Annotated in this window: 14 protein-coding genes; 9 read left to right on the forward strand and 5 right to left on the reverse strand. The window is 46.2% G+C overall.

From position 1 onward, the window contains the following. Window positions 1-617 (reverse strand): alpha-L-fucosidase (locus ACX0G9_RS10680; protein WP_459064885.1); only part of this gene is annotated, 617 nt, incomplete at its 3' end. A 127-nt stretch (window positions 618-744) separates the two neighbouring features. Here ACX0G9_RS10680 and ACX0G9_RS10685 point away from each other — a divergent pair. Continuing rightward, on the forward strand, window positions 745-1,641 hold the full coding sequence (locus tag ACX0G9_RS10685) for an AraC family transcriptional regulator (RefSeq protein WP_459064886.1): 897 nt from the start codon (window positions 745-747) through the stop codon (window positions 1,639-1,641). Here the strand turns inward: ACX0G9_RS10685 and ACX0G9_RS10690 are convergent, their stop codons facing one another. Beyond that, window positions 1,642-2,400: a dienelactone hydrolase family protein gene (locus tag ACX0G9_RS10690; protein WP_459064887.1), complete on the reverse strand. Its 759-nt coding sequence runs from the start codon at window positions 2,398-2,400 to the stop codon at window positions 1,642-1,644. 247 nt (window positions 2,401-2,647) lie between these two features. On the opposite strand from ACX0G9_RS10690, the gene ACX0G9_RS10695 reads away from it, so the two are divergent. Next, complete coding sequence (locus ACX0G9_RS10695) at window positions 2,648-3,541, forward strand: isocitrate lyase/PEP mutase family protein (protein ID WP_459064888.1); 894 nt, start codon at window positions 2,648-2,650, stop codon at window positions 3,539-3,541. Between the two features lie 27 nt (window positions 3,542-3,568). Here the strand turns inward: ACX0G9_RS10695 and ACX0G9_RS10700 are convergent, their stop codons facing one another. Next, on the reverse strand, window positions 3,569-4,993 hold the full coding sequence (locus ACX0G9_RS10700; protein WP_459064889.1) for an AAA family ATPase: 1,425 nt from the start codon (window positions 4,991-4,993) through the stop codon (window positions 3,569-3,571). Between the two features lie 316 nt (window positions 4,994-5,309). On the opposite strand from ACX0G9_RS10700, the gene ACX0G9_RS10705 reads away from it, so the two are divergent. After that, entirely contained in the window at window positions 5,310-7,157 is a 1,848-nt protein-coding gene (locus tag ACX0G9_RS10705) for a c-type cytochrome (RefSeq protein WP_459064890.1), read from the forward strand. 38 nt (window positions 7,158-7,195) lie between these two features. On the opposite strand, the gene ACX0G9_RS10710 is transcribed toward ACX0G9_RS10705, so the two are convergent. Together ACX0G9_RS10710 and ACX0G9_RS10715 are read right to left on the reverse strand one after the other, a co-directional pair. Next, complete coding sequence (locus tag ACX0G9_RS10710) at window positions 7,196-8,104, reverse strand: S66 peptidase family protein (protein WP_459064891.1); 909 nt, start codon at window positions 8,102-8,104, stop codon at window positions 7,196-7,198. A gap of 74 nt (window positions 8,105-8,178) precedes the next feature. After that, the gene (locus tag ACX0G9_RS10715; RefSeq protein ID WP_459064892.1) at window positions 8,179-9,192 is read right to left on the reverse strand and encodes a S66 peptidase family protein; all 1,014 of its coding nucleotides are present in this window, start codon (window positions 9,190-9,192) and stop codon (window positions 8,179-8,181) included. A gap of 108 nt (window positions 9,193-9,300) precedes the next feature. On the opposite strand from ACX0G9_RS10715, the gene ACX0G9_RS10720 reads away from it, so the two are divergent. The 6 genes from ACX0G9_RS10720 (at window position 9,301) to ACX0G9_RS10745 (ending at window position 18,209) form a co-directional block, all read left to right on the forward strand. After that, on the forward strand, window positions 9,301-10,209 hold the full coding sequence (locus tag ACX0G9_RS10720; RefSeq protein ID WP_459064893.1) for a hypothetical protein: 909 nt from the start codon (window positions 9,301-9,303) through the stop codon (window positions 10,207-10,209). A 96-nt stretch (window positions 10,210-10,305) separates the two neighbouring features. Next, window positions 10,306-12,582: a methionine--tRNA ligase gene (gene metG / locus ACX0G9_RS10725; RefSeq protein ID WP_459064894.1), complete on the forward strand. Its 2,277-nt coding sequence runs from the start codon at window positions 10,306-10,308 to the stop codon at window positions 12,580-12,582. A gap of 452 nt (window positions 12,583-13,034) precedes the next feature. After that, on the forward strand, window positions 13,035-13,679 hold the full coding sequence (locus tag ACX0G9_RS10730) for a hypothetical protein (RefSeq protein WP_459064895.1): 645 nt from the start codon (window positions 13,035-13,037) through the stop codon (window positions 13,677-13,679). A 248-nt stretch (window positions 13,680-13,927) separates the two neighbouring features. Next, window positions 13,928-16,333 carry a 3-hydroxyacyl-CoA dehydrogenase/enoyl-CoA hydratase family protein gene (locus tag ACX0G9_RS10735; protein ID WP_459064896.1) on the forward strand — a complete coding sequence of 802 codons (2,406 nt, stop codon included), beginning with the start codon at window positions 13,928-13,930 and terminating at the stop codon, window positions 16,331-16,333. A 15-nt stretch (window positions 16,334-16,348) separates the two neighbouring features. Beyond that, window positions 16,349-17,488 carry a redoxin domain-containing protein gene (locus tag ACX0G9_RS10740; RefSeq protein WP_459064897.1) on the forward strand — a complete coding sequence of 380 codons (1,140 nt, stop codon included), beginning with the start codon at window positions 16,349-16,351 and terminating at the stop codon, window positions 17,486-17,488. A 73-nt stretch (window positions 17,489-17,561) separates the two neighbouring features. Then, complete coding sequence (locus ACX0G9_RS10745) at window positions 17,562-18,209, forward strand: peptidase M10 (RefSeq protein ID WP_459064898.1); 648 nt, start codon at window positions 17,562-17,564, stop codon at window positions 18,207-18,209. The last annotated feature ends 24 nt before the right edge of the window (window positions 18,210-18,233 follow it).

The following is an 18,233-nucleotide window of genomic DNA, read 5'->3' on the forward strand; positions in this document are numbered from 1 at the left end:
CTGTACTTCGACATATCCCGGCCTTTATTAAGCCGGGCATAATTCGCATCGCTGCCATCCACCTTAACAAGCGGATGAACATTATCCATGGTATAATCAGGATGGTGCCAGTCGAGCAGGGAATAATAAAATCCGACCTTAAGCCCTTTAGCCCTGTAAGCATTTACAAACTCCTTCACGAGATCACGTCTGGCGCCGGTATTCGGGGCTTTATAATCGGTATATTTTGAATCAAACAGGCAAAAACCATCATGATGCTTTGTAGTAAGCACCCCGTATTTCATCCCTGCAGCTTTTGCCTCTCCGGCCCATTTAGCCGGATCAAAATGGTCAGGATTAAACTGATCAAAATACTTCTGATACTGCTCGTTTGTCAAATGTTCGTAGCTTTTTACCCATTCGTGCCTTGCCGGCAACGCATACAACCCCCAATGGATGAACATGCCAAAACGGGCATCGGTCCACCACTGCATTCGGTTAGCTTTTTGTTCGGCCGTTTCCTTACCGATGGAAGGTTTGGTTTGGGCATAGGCCGGCGCCGCAACGAAGGACAAGGCGAAAGAAAAACAACTTACAAAAAGGAAAGTAAAGGGAATGAGTTTTTTTGGCAAGAGCATATCATTTTAATTTATAGCCAAACCTATATTCTTTGTTTATCTATTGAATACCGTAATTTACTACTTTTGTACACTTTTTTACCCCTTGTTCCATGCAACCGAATAAATATTTTAATAAAACTTGTGTATGAAAGCAGAATTGGTCGTAGATGCTCCTATTCTGGGGCAAAAGAGGATCTGGGTAAAAAAAATTTATAAACCCTATTTTGATCATCCTTTTCATTACCATCAATTATGTGAATTGGTCTGGCTGGAAAAGGGCCACGGAAAATTTATCATAGGCGATTATGTGGGTAATTTCTCAGAAGGGGAACTCATACTCAAAAATGCAGGGCTCCCACATTTATGGAGATGCGATTCGGTCTTTTATCAGGAACAAAAGGATCTTTTTACCAAGGCCACCACCACCTATTTCCCACCTGCCATCATCCCAGCCATTACGGATGATGCGGAGTGTATATCCCGCTACGCCAATTTGTTGAACAAGGCAGACAGGGGGTTACGTTTTTATGGGAAAAGCAAAAAACAAATCATAGAACTCATAAAAAAATTGGCGGCAAGCGAAGGCTTTGAGCAGTTGGGTTATTTTCTATTGGTTATCGATGTCATTACCAGAACGGAAGAGTTTGAATACCTGGCCAGCATCGGTTATAAAAATTCGCATAAAACCGAAGATATGGATCGGTTCAATGAAGTCTACCAATACCTGCTTCAGCATTTCGACTCGGATATTATGCTGGGCGAGGTGGCCCTGATCTGCAATATGGCGCCAAGCTCTTTCTGCCGGTATTTTAAAAAAAGAACGCAAAAAACATTTACCCGTTTCCTGAATGAATTAAGGATCGGCCATGCCTGCAAACTATTGCAAAATGAAGAATATTCAGTGCAGAACATCTGTTATGAATGCGGGTATAATAGCCCGGTCAATTTCTTTAAATTTTTCAAATTAATAACCAACAAAACCCCACAGGAGTACCGGCAGTATATAAAAAAAATGGGAGAGGGCCACCTCGTAATTATCTAATTAAAAAGCGCCGGCAAAAAAACGTTGTACCCGGAGCCAGGCATCATCACGGACAGCTTCGTTATAATTATCCGGACGTGCATCGCAAAAGAATCCATGGGAGGCATCCGGATAACTCACGATTTCGTGACCGACCCCCGCTGCTTCCAGGGCTTCTTTTATTTTTTTCACGTCCTGCGGGGGAATATGCGGGTCCTTATCTCCGGCAAAATACAAGATTTTGCCACCGTATCCGGCTATTCCTGAAGTAAGGGTGATCGTAGGTTCCGGTTGACTGAGCTTTATATCCGTGTTTAATAACCATCCGCCATAAAAACTAACAGTGGCCACTAAATCCAACTGGGTAGCCGAGTAATAAGCAAGATGCCCACCCATGCTAAACCCCATGAATCCAACTTTACCGGAAGCCTCCGGACGGGACCGGATATGATCGATGGCGGACTGCGCATCTGCCTTTACTCCACCCCGATCCAATTGGTGGAGCGACTCAAACCCTTTTCTCCGCCCCTCTTCGGTATAAGGCAGTGGAAAGTCAGGAAGGGTGCGGTGATAAAAATCGGGCGCAATTGCCAGATAGCCCAGTTTGGCGACCCTGCGGGCAATATCGCAGATATGATCGGTGACCCCGAATAATTCCATACCTAAAATTATTGCAGAATATTTTCCCGGAGCGGCCGGGCTTGCCAGGTAAGCGCCCATATCCGAAGCACTCCCAGGTACAATTAAGCGTAATTTTTCTGTGATGATCTCCAGTTCCATAGAAAGTATTTGTTTTGGTAAAATTGCGAAACAACCATCAGATAACCGCCTTATCCATTCCTCTTTTTCAGGATCTATCTCACTATTTTAAGGTGATCTATATCACGGTCAGGTTGGACAATTCAGACGGAGTGATGGACTACTTCCCCTAAGAGATGGACTACCCGGCCTGAATGAACTGGCCCCCCGGGTAATCCTTTTTCTTTTTTACCTTTAACCTCAACAGGTCGCTCAAACCAATTAACATATGTCTTTACCAGAAAACCAGCAGGAAAACACCCAGACACACTACGACCCTCAGGAACAGATAACCAAGGCCCAACTATTATCCAACCTTCACCGGTCCGATAAGCTTTTAGTCCTGCCGAATATCTGGGATCCCTTAGGGGCAGCTTTACTGGAAAACATTGGTTATCCCGCGGTCGCCACGGGCAGCATGTCCGTGGCCATTGCCGGCGGTTATACCGATGGGGAGAATATGCCCTTTGAAGAAGTGTTAGCCGTGCTGAAAAAGATCGTAACCCGGGTACGCGTTCCGGTAACGGCTGATATCGAAAGCGGTTATTCCTTAACCAGCGAGGGATTGGCATCCAATATCCGCCAACTGATCGCGACCGGCATTGCAGGGATCAATATAGAAGACAGCCATCGGCAAACAGGCGAGCTCCTGCCGGTAGATGTCCAGGCAGAAAGGATCCGCCTGATACGCACAACGGCCGAAAACATGGGAATCCCCCTGTTCATCAACGCCCGGACAGACGCTTTTATGAAAGCAGAACTTTCCCCCGAACAGCAATGGCAGGAAACCCTGGCCAGGAGCAATGCCTATTTAACCGCAGGTGCAGACGGCATCTTCCCGATCTTTTTAAAAGAAAAAGACCTTATCCAAAAGCTGGTCAATGCAATCCCTGCACCGATCAATATACTGGCCCGGCCCGGGGCGCCGGATCTGAAAACATTGAAAGAAGCGGGAGTAGCCAGAGTAAGCTTCGGCCCTTCCTTTATGAAAGCCATTCTGCAAAAGATGAAAGAATTGGCAGAGGCGATTCAAAAAGGGGAAGGACACGATATAGTGACCGGTGATATGGTGACCCATGATTTTTTGAATGGTTTGATACCTTCCAGTGATTCAGCTTTATAAACTTTTCTGCGTCGAAAACGGGTTCATTCAAAACAGGTCTCCCAGCACTACTGTACTGTCAACATATTGCGCCGAATATTCATTATCCTTTACCCCAAAAGTAGTAACAAGGGTTGTAAAAATGGTCTTATTGGTCTTAATGCTATTTTTGTACGCCATTACTTTATGCTGCAGTTCCTTGGCATATTTAGCAGTTAAAGTATAGGGTGTTTCAGAAAACTTCATTTCGCAAATATTTACGCATCTGTCTGCCCGATCGATCACCAGGTCGATTTGGGCTCCTTCTCCCTTATCGTACCAGGCAGATTGTTCTGAATAAATATTACCTATCTGTAAGGCCATTTTTATCTTTTTTATATGTTTGAGGCATAGGTTTTCAAATGCGTATCCGCTCCAGGCCTTCCAGCTGCTGCGACTGCTTAAAAGTGCCCAGGTTCCTTTTTCATAGGATTGATTTTTTTCTATGAATTTCAAATAAAACAGAGAATATTCATCGGTAAGTCTGTATAGGGCATCTTTCACTTTTTTGTTTAAAGGTATATAAGCTGTTATAAATGCGCTTTCTTCCAGTTCGTTCAATACGGAGGTAAGATACCCGCCGCTTTTTAGTTTAGCCTGCTCCACTATTTCATTTCTGGTTAGCCCCATCCGTCGCGCGCTTAATGCCCTTATTATATCCATGTGCACCGCTGCATTATCATATAAAGATTGATAGAGTTTGTTAAACTCCTGTCGCAGTGGGGCCTGGGCTGCAAAACAAATGTCATCGATATTTTGAATGGCGCTTTTGCCGCCTTTGACTTCTTCCAGGTAATGCGGAACGCCTCCCATAACCATATATAGCTGAGCTATCTGATATTGATCCAGTTTAATATTCTTCAATTTAAAAAATGCCTGTGTTTCCGTTAATGTAAAAGGCAATAGTTTAATTTGCCTTGTTACCCGGTTATACAGGCCTCCTTTATTGAAAATTATTTTGTTTATCATCCATGATGCCGCAGAACCGCATATTACCACTATTACATTTGAATGCCTGGTGCACCAGGAGTTCCAGAAATAATCGAATGCACTCAGGAAACCGGAGTGCATGCTATCCAGCCAGGGTAGTTCATCAAAAAAGATTACTTTTTTTTCTTCTCCCGGAAGACGTTCCATGTATTCACTCAGCATTATAAACGCTTCCGGCCAGCTTAAAGGACTACGGGGTAGTATACCGGTTTGCATGTATTTTCCTAACGCGTTGGCAAAATTAAATAGTTGTGTTTCCAGGTTGGCCTTCTGACTGCCGGATAGTTCAAAACACAAATGGTCTTTAAAGAATGTCCTTGTCAAAAAAGTCTTCCCCACGCGTCGGCGCCCATAAATAACCATTAACTCAGCCTTTTTAGACTTTAGCACCTCCTGCATGATCGCCATTTCTTCTTCTCGTCCAGCTATTTGATTTTGAACCATTTGCATAAATTTTTCTATTCTAACTAAGGTTCAGATCCGCCAAATCTACCTTTTTTACCTCACTTTTGGCGGATCTGAAAGAGTTCACCTACGCCAAAAGTACCATTTTTACCCCACTTTTGGCGGATCTGAAGGAATTCACTTACGCCAAATCTCACTATTTTCATGCGATTTGGCGTAAGTGAGCAGGAAGAGGAACCGGAAAGAACGGGCAGATTAATTAATGGCTAAATGACAAGCGGCTGTTCCCCGCTTAATAAAACACCGTATTTTAGTGCACCTTTTAAACCTTAGACTTTATCCTAAAACAAAGATCATGTTCCCATTCGCTTGCCGCGTATTTTTACAATTCCGTCACTTCCCTCGTCGTTCAAACATTTCTTATTTTTCAATTATTATACTGATCTGCAGTTTAACGGCCTGTCAAAATCACCATAAGAACCCTGCAGACCTTCCACCAGGAGATAAAGACAATGGAGGCCTTATCCTTCCCGGAAATTTTGAGGCAGTAGTGGTAGCCGATAGTATCGGAAGAGCCCGGCATATAACGGTCAACGAAAATGGAGATATTTATGCCAAACTTGTGTATAACGATGCATTACATGGATCCGGAGGAACAGTGGGATTAAGGGATAATAACGGTGATGGCAAAGCAGATGAGATCACTTATTTTGGCGATTATACCGATGAGGGAGGTCTCCCAGTCGGTGTTTTAATCCATGGAGGCTACCTGTATACCTCTACGGAGAAAGAGATCTTCCGGAATAAACTGACGCCGGGCGAATTGATCCCAGAGGATAAAAGGGAAGTGATAATGACCGATACGGACCCAAACCTGAAGAATCACTGGCATGCCGCCAAACCCTTTGCATTTGACAATCAGGGAAACATGTATGTTCCTTTCGGCGCACCCACCGATGGCGGACAGGACATTCATACGGCTGGTCCGGGAGGAATTCCGGAAGGCAAGGGTGTGGACCCCTCTGGGGACCTGGAAAACCATGCCGGAATCTGGAAATTCGATGCCGCTAAAACCGGTCAGACCCAGAAAGACGGGATCAGATTTGCCACCGGTATCAGAAGCGTATTAGGTATAGCCTGGAATCCCATGGATAACAGCCTCTATGCCGTCATGAATGGAATGGATAATTTCCATACCCGGTATCCAAAGGTCTATTCTTCCTGGCAGGCAGCAGTTCTTCCGGGAGAGCCGTTGTTAAAGGTCACCCAAAATTCGGATTTCGGCTGGCCTTATGCGTATTATGATCAGATACAGGGGAAAAACATCCTCCAACCTGCGTATGGAGGGGATAGCAAAATAGTGGGCAGGGCCGCTAAATTCGATACCCCGATAATTGCTTTCCCCGGGCATTGGGCGCCCATGGAGCTTTTATTCTACCAGGGCGATCAATTTCCGGATCGCTACAAAAAGGGAGCCTTTATTGCCTTTCATGGTTCTACTGACCGATCGCCATATCCACAGGCCGGATATATCGTATGTTTTGTACCGTTCGAAAAAGGCGCCCCGAACGGAAAATGGGAAGTTTTTGCAGATGGATTTACAGGGGTAGACACGGTCATGAATACCAGTGACGCCTTGTTCCGTCCGATGGGATTGGCAACGGGGCCAGATGGGTCCCTCTATATTTCCGAATCCAATAAAGGCAGGATCTGGCGGGTCATGTATAAGGGGAACAAAAATAGTTTCGGGGAGAACGAACTGGCCGGTATGGAAAAAAGGAAATCCCGGTCTTATATCAAAACTCCGGACGAGGTTAGGGATAATATGGGCAAAGGCAGTGAAATGGAAGGGAATGTTTTGTTCACCTCCTATTGCAGGAGTTGCCACCAGCATAATGGACAAGGGGATAATAACCGCTATCCTCCCCTGGCCGGTTCCGATTGGGTAACCGGGAATAAAGAACGTCTGATCAACATCATCCTTAATGGCATGCAAGGGGAGATTAAGGTAAAAGGCAAAACCTATAACGGGGTAATGCCTGCACATGGCGGTTTTCTGGATGATCATGCGATAGCCTCTATCGTTACCTTTATCCGGGCAGAGTTTAATAACGAGAACGACCCGGTTGCCTCACAGGAAGTAACCAGGGTGCGCGAAGCTGGTCCCGGGCCCAACTCATTACCGAAATCGAAATCGCGGTGATTTTTACCGATCCCCGGCACGCTGGCATAAAGGCCACTTTATTCTTCCAGCACCACTTTATGTTTGCCCACTTTCAATTTATACCCAACCCCCACCTTCAGGGCATAGTTTTCTTTTCCATGACTAACCGGGAAACCGTAACAGACAGGATAATCATATTCTCTCACCACGTCCTGTATAAGATCATAAACCGGTTTTCCGAAAGGCCGTTCGGTATCTTTATTATCCGTGAATCCGCCGATGATCAGCCCGGCCAGGCGGTCCAGTTTACCGCTCCGTTTCAGATGCCAGAACATCCGGTCGATACTGTACAGATACTCTCCCACATCTTCCAGGAAAAGAATCCTTCCTTTTGTTTTTAATTCGGAATCGCTTCCGGTGAGATGGACCAGGAGGGAAAGATTGCCACCCACCAGTTCTCCGATCGCTTCGCCCTTCTTATTAAAATCATGAGGAGGGCATTGGAACCGTCCTTTTTTTCCTTCGAGCGCTTCATGAAGAGATTGAACATAAACATCTTTATTCCCATCGTCATTAAAAGCCGAGGTCATGGGTGCATGCAGGGACGCTATCCCGAAGTTGCTGTAAATATGTGTGTGCAAAACGGTGACATCGCTAAAACCGATGATCCATTTCGGGTCTTTTTTGAATTTCGAAAAATCTATCCTGTCGATGATCCTGCTGAGACCATAACCGCCGCGCCCGCAAAGGATAGCTTTGACCTCCTGATCGTTGAGCATTTGCTGAAGATCGGCCAGGCGCTCCTCATCGGTACCGGAAAAATAATTGTCGGAAGTTCCCTCCAGGGTCTTTCCGATCCGGACCTTGTATCCCCAGTCCTGCAAGGTGTCGATACAGGTCTGTGCTTTTGCCCGGGGCATAAAACCAGCGGGGCAAAGGATCCCGATGGTATCGCCGGGCTGTAAGGAGGGAGGGAGTTTGACCATAGTTAAGACTTTACAGTTAAGACTTTACCTGAAAACTTTATATGATGTGCTTTGTAGCGGAATGACTAAAAAAGCTATGCCTCCGTCAAACTTACCTGATCCGTCTTCACCAACAGGGAATGCACAACCCCCATCTTCAAGGCAAAATTATTCTTTTGGTGCCCAACCGGGAAATCGAAGCAGGCCGGAAAATCATATTGTTTCACCCTGTCACGGACGATCGTATACAGCGTCCGGCCAAAATCATCTCCCGGATCATCGGGTTTAACTTTAAAACCGCCGATCACCAGGCCTTTCAGACCGGATAATTTACCCGTACGTTCCAGATTCCAGAACATCCGGTCGATACTATATAAATATTCACCGGTATCCTCCAGGAAAAGGATCTTTCCCCGGGTATCGATATCCGAACGGGTGCCAGACAGCGTTTCAATCGTTTTGAGATTGCCGCCCACCAGGGCCCCGGTTGCAGAACCGGGCCGGTTATTTTCATTTGGCGGGACCGTATACAGCATCTTTTCTCCCATAAGCGCCTGCCGGATAGAAAGGATCGATTGCGCCTGAACAGGCTCAGCCTTCGACCAGTCGTCCGGAAAACTATTGCACATCTTCGAGTGAATGGAGGCCATATTCAGGTTGCGGTGAAGATGACAATGAATAACGGTAATATCACTGAACCCGATGATCCATTTTGGATATTGGGACAGGCCGGTCAGATCCAGCTGATCGATGATACGAACGGCACCATACCCTCCGCGGGCACAGAGAATGGCCTTTAGAGACGGATCATCCATCATCTGCTGGAGATCAGCTGCTCTTTCGGTGTCCGTTCCTCCAAACGTAAAATCTTTTTTACCTACCGTACTGCCCACTTTTATCCGGAAACCCCAGCTTTCTATCAATTGTATGGCAGGCTGGATCTCCAAAAGGGTAATAAACCCGGCCGGGCAGGTGATCCCGATCGTATCGCCGGCCTGCAGATAGGCCGGAGTTTGCTGAGGAAGCCGTACCTGCTTATCACCAGCTCCTGCCAAAACAGGAAAGGCTCCTATTGTCAATAAGGAAGAAAGAAAATTTTTACGCCGCATCAGAAATTTTTTCGGTTCATCTTAACAATTGAATTAATATTGCCGCGTCAAGGCTATGTATTCCAGATCATCCCTGGAAGGAATTTTAAAATTACTACTTTTAGGTAAATGCGGTTTCTATTGGCGATCATGTTTTTATTACCGGGCTCAACATTTGTTTTAAAGGCTCAGGATCTTACGGGACAGTGGACGGGATCTTCCACGAGCAGTCTTTCCGAAAAAAAGCATAAAATAATCCTCAATATTTCGGCCGGAGATTCCTTATTTGGCGGAGTCCTGCATTGGTATTATCCCGAAACCCAGTATTTCCGCCAATTCATCGTAAGCGGGCATTTCCATTCCAGGGATTCGACCTTATCGATACGGGAAGACAGTGCAGACCAAAAGATCCCGGGAGAAAAACAGGAGACCACCGTCAATTATTCCGGTACGCCTGGTTCAGGTACATCAAATTCCAGCACACCCAAGCAGGAAGAAGGTCCTCAGGGCCGCTATCTTCTGCATTATAAACGTAACGGGCATAAAGAAGTGCTGGAAGGGCATTGGAGCGGTCGTGAACCGGTTTCTATCCGGCTGGAGAAAAAGGCGCCGCCCTTCATCCCCCTGCCTCCGGTTACCCATCATCCAAAAAAGGACTCAGCCCGGGAAAAACAATGGGTTTCTTTACTTGGGCGGCAAACACCACTTATCTCTTCCGTACCTGTGCCGGCGGGATTGGATTCCGTAAAGATCGAACTTTACGACAACGGGGAGATCGACGGAGATTCCGTATCTCTTTACCTGAATGACGAGCGGATCCTCGCTCACCTGGAACTAAAGGCCCAGGCAAAAACCTTATGGATCCGGATCGACCGGAGCCTTCCCGTCAACCGCCTGGTCTTATTTGCGGAAAACCTGGGCAAACTTCCTCCCAATACAGCCCTGCTGGAAGTTACCGTAAGAGGTAAAAAACACACCATCTTCCTGTCCACGGATTACAAACGCAATGCCATGGTGGAATTTAACCTCCAGGAGTAAGGATTCCCCAGTTTATAGACATAAAGCGATCCATTTGGTTTATTTTTGCAGCTCACTAAAAATCAGCCCCTTTTCCGGGGTTTGAAGGGTTAGCTTATGAACCAACCAAAAAGATACCTGATCACGGCCGCGCTTCCTTATGCGAACGGGCTTAAACATATCGGCCACCTGGCCGGGGCCTATTTGCCTGCAGATACTTATGTGCGTTACCTGAGGGCTCAAAAAAGAGATGTGGTTTTCGTTTGTGGCAGTGATGAACATGGAACAGCCATTCCCATCCAGGCGATGAAAGAAAATACGACTCCCCGGGCCATTATCGATAAGTATCATGCATTGATCAAACAAAATTTCGCTGATCTGGGGATCTCTTTTGATATCTATCACCGTACCAGTGAGCCAATCCATCACGAGACTGCTCAGGAATTTTTCACCGATCTGCATAGCCGGGGGGAATTAGAGGTGAAGGAAACCGAACAATATTATGACGATGAGGCAAAGACCTTTCTGGCTGACCGGTATATTATGGGAACCTGTCCGGTCTGCGGATACGCCCGTGCTTACGGCGACCAATGTGAGAACTGCGGCAGCACTCTTAGCCCGGAAATGCTGATCAATCCGCATAGTACCTTAAGTGGTAAACCCCTTGTCAAAAGAAAGACTACACATTGGTATCTGCCGCTGGACAGACACGAGGCCTTTCTGAAAGAATGGATCCTGGGAGAACATAAGGGTGATTGGAAAAATAACGTACTGGGTCAATGCAAAAGCTGGATCGACGAAGGTCTTCAGGCCAGGGCCGTGACCAGGGACCTGGACTGGGGGATAAAGGTCCCCCTGCCGGAAGCTGAAGGAAAAGTATTGTATGTCTGGTTTGATGCGCCCATCGGATATATCAGCGCCACCCGGCAATGGAGCCTCGATACCGGAAGGGATTGGAAACCATACTGGTATGAAAAAGACAGTAAACTGGTCCATTTTATTGGCAAGGACAATATCGTATTCCATTGCATCATCTTTCCCGTGATGCTGAAATTACACGGGAACCTTTTACCGGATAATGTGCCGGCCAATGAGTTCATGAACCTGGAAGGGGATAAGATGAGCACGAGCCGTAACTGGAAACTCGACATGCAGGAATACATCGACGATTTTATAAAAAAGGAGAATGGAGGCAGTCAGTTAGCCGATACCTTACGCTATTATTTAACCACTATTTCGCCGGAGACCAAAGACAGCGAATTTACCTGGAAAGGATTTCAGGACGCCACCAACAGCGAGCTGGTAGGGGTATTCGGCAATTTTGTCAACAGGGCCCTGGTACTAATGCACAAACTTTGCAAGGGGAAGGTTCCCCCGCTGCATGAGGATATTTTAGACGATACGGACAGGACGATCATCCGGGAAATAGGATTGTCAAAAGAAAAAGTGGAAAATCTGCTCGAACAATACAAATTCCGGGAAGCCCTCTTCGAGGTGATCGATCTGTCGCGGAAAGGCAACAAATACCTCCAGGAAAAAGAACCGTGGAAGAAAGCCCCAGGCGACAAAAAACAAGCGGCCAGTAAAGAACAGCCAGCTGCAGGCGGAGCACCGGCAACAGGAGCAAACACCAGCCCCGTTTCCGAAGAAAATCAGAAATTGATTGATAATTGCCTGCATATAAGTTTACAATTAACGGCGAACCTGGCCATCCTGATCAATCCCTTCCTGCCTTTTACGGCTCAGAAAATGTTGCACCTGATGAAGGTGGTGGATAAAATGCTGGATTGGGATAATGCGGGCAAACTCAAGCTATTAAGCGTAGGCTATAATTTGCGCGCCCCTGAGTTATTATTCCGTAAAATCGAGGATGATGAAATAAAAGCCCAGGTGGAAAAATTGAAACAGTCCGCAGAGATATACAAGGAAGCAGAAAAATTACGTGCCGCTCAAAACCCATCCCTTTCCGGACTTTCGGAGGTTCCCCTGTCCAAAGGCAGTAAGGCGGGGGACAAACAGCCAGCAACCCCCAAGCCAGCTGAGGAATCAACCCAAACAGCGGTCAAACCTCAGATCGTATATGATGATTTTGGCAAACTGGACCTGAAGGTAGGGACTATCCTTTCGGCTGAAAAAGTGGAAAAAGCCGACAAACTGCTGAAATTGGAAGTAGAACTCGGTAATGAGCGAAGAATCATCGTTTCGGGCATTGCCCTGCATTTCAAAGCAGAGGAGATCGTCGGTAAACAAGTAGTCGTCGTGGCAAACCTGGCCCCCCGCAAAATGCGGGGAATTGAAAGTAATGGCATGATTCTCATGGCGGAAGATCCTTCCGGCAAACTTCATTTTGTGGCTCCGGAAGAAAAAATAGCCCCCGGATCGGGAGTCTCCTAGCAGCCTTAACCCTACGGAAACAATAAAGAAAACCCCAGGGGAAACGATAAAGGAACATAAAGAAAACGATAAGGGAGACGATAAAGGATAAACGATAAAGGACAAACGAAAGAGCCGGCTACAAAAAATGGCCGGCTCTTTCATTTTTGCACAACGGTTGGAAAAAAGACCTATAAAAAAGTATGCCCTTAAAAAACGGGTAATCCAGGTAAAAAAGGCCGGGTAAAAAATCCACACCACCCCGCACGCATTATAATTCGATTATATATCCACATATACGCATTATATAAAAACCTCAACTATTCACGACTATAGGACAAAATCCTGATAATTTATCCATAAAACGAATAAAATATGAGAGCTGGCATACTATAAGTATATCTAATCCTGTTATTTAGAAGTTCGTCCCCACTTCACAGTTGGGCCCCAAACAATCTAATATCAAATTTGCTATGAAACAGAATCTGCAATATAAGCTCCTGCCGTATAACAACCGGTACAGTTCCTTCTCCCAGGAGAGGGAGAGTTTCTACCGGAGTTTTATCAATCAATATCATCTTGAATTTGCTCATCATGCATTAGCGCCTGATAATCAATCCGGCACTTATCTGACCAATACGATCATTGCGCCCCATGACGTACCGTTCGGTGTGTCGCCCCGCAAACTTATCTGGAAAATTGGCATGCCATCCTTCCAGGTAAAAGATATAAACGATTTTAAGGATCATAAGATCCTTTTTTACCGGACGAAATTGTTGCGTCAGAAAGTAATGATCCAATTTCACTTCATCAACGGATACTTTTATTATTCCCAGTTAAGCTTCCTTTCCTTTACGGAAAAGACCAGTTCCATTCTGTCGGATTCCATTAAGGGCAAATACAATTGCAGCAGTGCCTTATTGAATGAAGACAGGGTCCATATGACGGATATATGCGGTAACCGGTTGATCATCGAAAAAGGTGTTTATCTGACGGTCAGTTATCTTACCGGGGATACTTATCCGAGAACACTGATGGAAGAGCAATTAAAACTGAAAAAAGATCACCTGAGCAATGCTGATAATTATGAAATAAACAGGCTCAGCAAAATACTATAACAAAATAATATTCTCTCTTAATCAATTGGTCCAAATAACCGAAAGGTCAATGGCCAATGGTAAATACTTTTACTAAGCACACCCGCTTACAGGAGTCATTCGCCATTGCCCATTGACCTTTTTATTTATTCCGGATACTTTGGGGCTGGATGTAAGGCACTTCCCTGGGTGGTGCCCTTGTTCATTTTCCAATATTTGTCTTACCTTCATAACCCAATAGTTGTTTAACTAACTAATTTGAATTGCATATGAACCGCATAATCAAGAAAGTGGCCGTATTAGGTAGTGGCGTGATGGGATCCAGGATCGCCTGTCATTTTGCAGGGATCGGCGTTCAGACTTTATTATTGGATATTGCCCCTACAGTATTGAATGACGCTGAAAAGGCAAAAAATCTTTCTCCCGATCACCCCTCCGTAAAAAACCGCATCGTTAACGATGCCCTGGCCGCAGCCATAAAATCCAATCCCTCTCCCGTTTATACCAAGGACGTACTAAAAAAAATAAGTACAGGTAATTTCACGGACAACATGAAGGATATTGCCGGTTGCGATTGGATCATAGAAGTAGTAGTTGAACGGCTGGATATCAAACAACAGGTTTTTGCAGAAGTGGAAAAATACAGGAAACCAGGAACACTGATCACCTCCAATACCTCCGGCATTCCCATTCATTTAATGGGCGAGGGCAGAAGCGAAGATTTCCAGCGGCATTTTTGCGGCACACATTTTTTTAACCCCCCCAGGTATTTACGACTTCTGGAAATTATACCTACTCCGCATACAGATCCATCCGTAACGGACTTTCTGATGCATTACGGCGATCTCTACCTGGGTAAAACTACGGTACTTTGTAAGGATACCCCGGCCTTTATTGCCAATCGAATCGGTGTATACGGTATCCTGGCCATCTTTGGCCTGGTTGATAAACTGGGGTTATCCATCGACGAGGTAGATTCGCTTACCGGCCCTGTTATCGGGCGTCCAAAATCGGCCACTTTCCGTACCGTCGATGTGGTTGGTATCGATACCTTGGTAAAAGTGGCTTCCGGATTGGCGGAAAATTGTCCGGACGATGAACAGGGCAAGGTTTTTACCATTCCGGCCTGGCTGGAAAAAGTCGTCGCGAATAAATGGCTGGGTGATAAGACCGGGCAGGGATTCTTCAAAAAAACACCCCCTACCCCTAAAGGGGAGAAAGAAATCCTCGTCCTCAACCTAAATACCCTCGAATACGGTCCCCGTCAGAAACCGAAGTTTGCCAGTGTTGAGGCAGCCAAACAGATCGACGATCTCAAAACCCGTCTGAAGGCCCTGGTTCAGGGGAGTGACAAAGCGGGAGAGTTCTTTCGTCAGTTCCATTATGGGCTTTTCTCTTATATTTCCCATCGTATCCCCGAGATCAGCGATGAACTTTACCGGGTGGACGATGCGATGATGGCCGGGTTCGGCTGGGAGATCGGCGCTTTTGAAAGCTGGGATGTTTTAGGCGTGGAGAGTACCGTAAAAAAAATGAAGGAAGCCGGATTCAGTGTGGCCGGATGGGTAGACGATATGCTGGCGCAGGGAATAAAGAACTTTTACAAAGTGGAGCAAGGCAAACGTCTTTATTATGATATCCCTTCAAAAACGTACAAGCCCCTGCCCGGCGGAGAGGCATTTTTGGTTATGAAGAACTTCGAAGGTCAGACTGTTTGGAAAAATAGCGCTTGCCGTCTCTATCACCTGGGAGATGAAGTACTTGGTCTCGAGTGGTATACCAAAATGGGTAGTATCGGAGGAGAAGTACTGGAGGGCGTTCAGCGTTCCATCGGCCTGGCTGAAGAAAAATACAAAGGCCTTGTCATTGCCAATGAAGGACCGCTCTTCAGTGCCGGTGCGAATGTAGGTCTGATCTTTATGCTGGCAATTGAACAGGATTTCGACGAATTGGATATGGCCATCCGCCAGTTTCAAAATACAACTATGCGGGCCCGTTATTCCGCCATTCCTGTTGTTACCGCCCCCCATGGATTGGCCCTCGGAGGCGCCTGCGAGCTGAGTCTCCATGCAGACCGGATCGTGGCAGCGGCAGAAACTTATATCGGACTGGTGGAATTGGGAGTAGGCCTGATTCCCGGAGGGGGCGGAACCAAGGAATTTGCGCTCCGTGCCGCCGACGACATGCATGAAGATGAGCCGGAGAACATTACGATGAAAGATCGTTTCTTTACCATAGCAACCGCCAAGGTAGCTACCTCGGCTTATGAGGCCTATAATATGGGGATCCTGCGCAAGGGCAGGGATGTTGTAAGCATCAACCAGGGTCGCAGGATTGCGGAAGCGAAAAATTCCGTTCTGGAATTATTCGAAGATGGCTATACGATGCCGGTACCCAGGAAAGATGTAAAGGTGCAGGGCCGTGCCATGCTGGGTGCTTTGTATGCCGGGATCAATGGTATGTGGCGGGGAAATTATGCCACCGATCACGATGTGGTAGTTGCCAAAAAACTCGCCTTTGTCATGTGTGGCGGCGACCTTAGCGAGCCAACCCTTGTCAGCGAACAATATTTGCTTGATCTCGAAAGAGAGGCATTCTTAAGTCTTTGCGGAGAGAAAAAAACATTGGAGCGGATACAGAGCGTGTTGAAAGGCGGCAAGCCAATAAGGAATTAATTGTAAATTAGCCGAATGAACTATGTATCCTTTTTCAGCGCCTGCATACTAGCCGCACTTATCTCCGGCTGCCAGTCTTCCGGAAACCAATCCGGAAAAAACGGAACCGACTCAACCTATACCCTCACGGGCAAAATACAAGGTGCGGATGGCGAAAAAGTCTTTTTACTTCATCGTCAAACAACATCAGGAAATATGGATTCTACCCTGATCAAAGGCGGGCAATTTACATTATCCGGAAAAGCCTCGGTTCCTGAGTTCTGCCTTTTGGGTCTGGAAAAGGATGGGCGCAAACAAATGCAACTGGGATTATTCCTCCAGCATGGAACACTCACTCTTACCGGCAATAAAGATTCCATGTATAATGCAGTGGTAGTCGGTGTACCGGCACAGGAAGAATTCCTCATGCTGCTGGCCATGGAAAAGGCCGCCGACTTAGCCAACGCACCCCTTGACGCAGCTTATACTGCAGCAAGGGAAATAAAGGACGAGAAAAAGATCGATAGCCTTGAAACGATCTACATTGGGCTGGACAAAAAAGATCATGAACAGGCCAGAGATTACGCAAAAGCTCACCCAGGCTCCTATGTAGCCGCCTATAGAATTGCTACGAAATATAGCTACAATCCCGATGCAGAAGTACTGGACACCATCTATAATGGACTGGATTCCTCTATTAAGAGTTCTTATTATGGAGGGGAAATCAAAAAGACCCTGGAGAGCGCCCAGAAAACCGCGATAGGGAAAGAAGCTCCGGGTTTCACCTTGCCCAATACGAAAGGCACACCGGTATCTTTAGCTTCATTCCGGGGCAAATATGTGCTGGTGGATTTCTGGGCCAGTTGGTGCGGCCCCTGCCGTCATGAAAATCCGGTTGTTGTAAAAGTCTTTAAAGAATATCATAAAAAAGGTTTCACCATCCTTGGCGTATCCCTGGATGATAATAAGGAAAAATGGGAAGAAGCCATTAAAAAAGACGGGCTGGATTGGACACAGGTCTCCGAACTTCAAGGTTGGCAAAGTAATGTTGCCGGGCTTTATGGGGTAAAAGGCATTCCTATGAATTTTCTCCTGGACAAAAATGGGAAGGTCATTGCCAAAGGTTTAAGGGGCAAAGACCTGGATCAAAAATTAGGAGAAATTCTGCATAATTAGAGCAGATTCTGGTAGAGAGCAAATTCTGTAGTAAGCAGATTCTCTAATAAGCTCCCCTTAAAAAAATAAGATCATGGGCGAGGCCGAACTCAAAAAAGCCGGTAACCGGCTGATCATTCGTTCCGTGTTTTATTTCTATGGCGATGCTGCCAGCGCGGAACTGTCCCGGCAGATTGCCCGTAATATCGAAGAGCATTGGAATGACGCTCAGGGAAAGACCAGGATACATGGTGAGCTATACGATATACTATTCGAGATAGAAGGGATCTGTCAACAGTATCTTTCACCTGAAACAGTATGGTACAATACGAATCCGCGGTTCAATTTTTTCCGTATCGAGGAATTTTCCCTGCAGGATATATCGTTTGTCGATGGATTGGGATCGAATACCGGTTATTTCAAACTGGCCAATATACTTAACAATTCCACCACCGCAGCTCACGAATATGGGCACACCCTTGGACTGGACCATCCCAAAAGCCTGGATATCAGAGGCAAGGGCCAGCCGGGTATCATGTATCCCCGCGGAACGATCTGTGACCCTCAATTTCAATATGAACCTACCGTTCCCCCGGGTCAAAAAGGAGGAACGCTCAATCCCTTCACCCGCAAGGTATTGCCCGCTGATATTGAGGATCTGAAACTACAGCGTTATTCATTTGATTCCAATGGCCGGGCAGCGATAGGCGATTTTTCTTCGATGTATCATGAAAAACATTAAAATATTCCCCCGGCTCATTCGTCT

This window comes from Flavitalea flava (assembly GCF_054461575.1).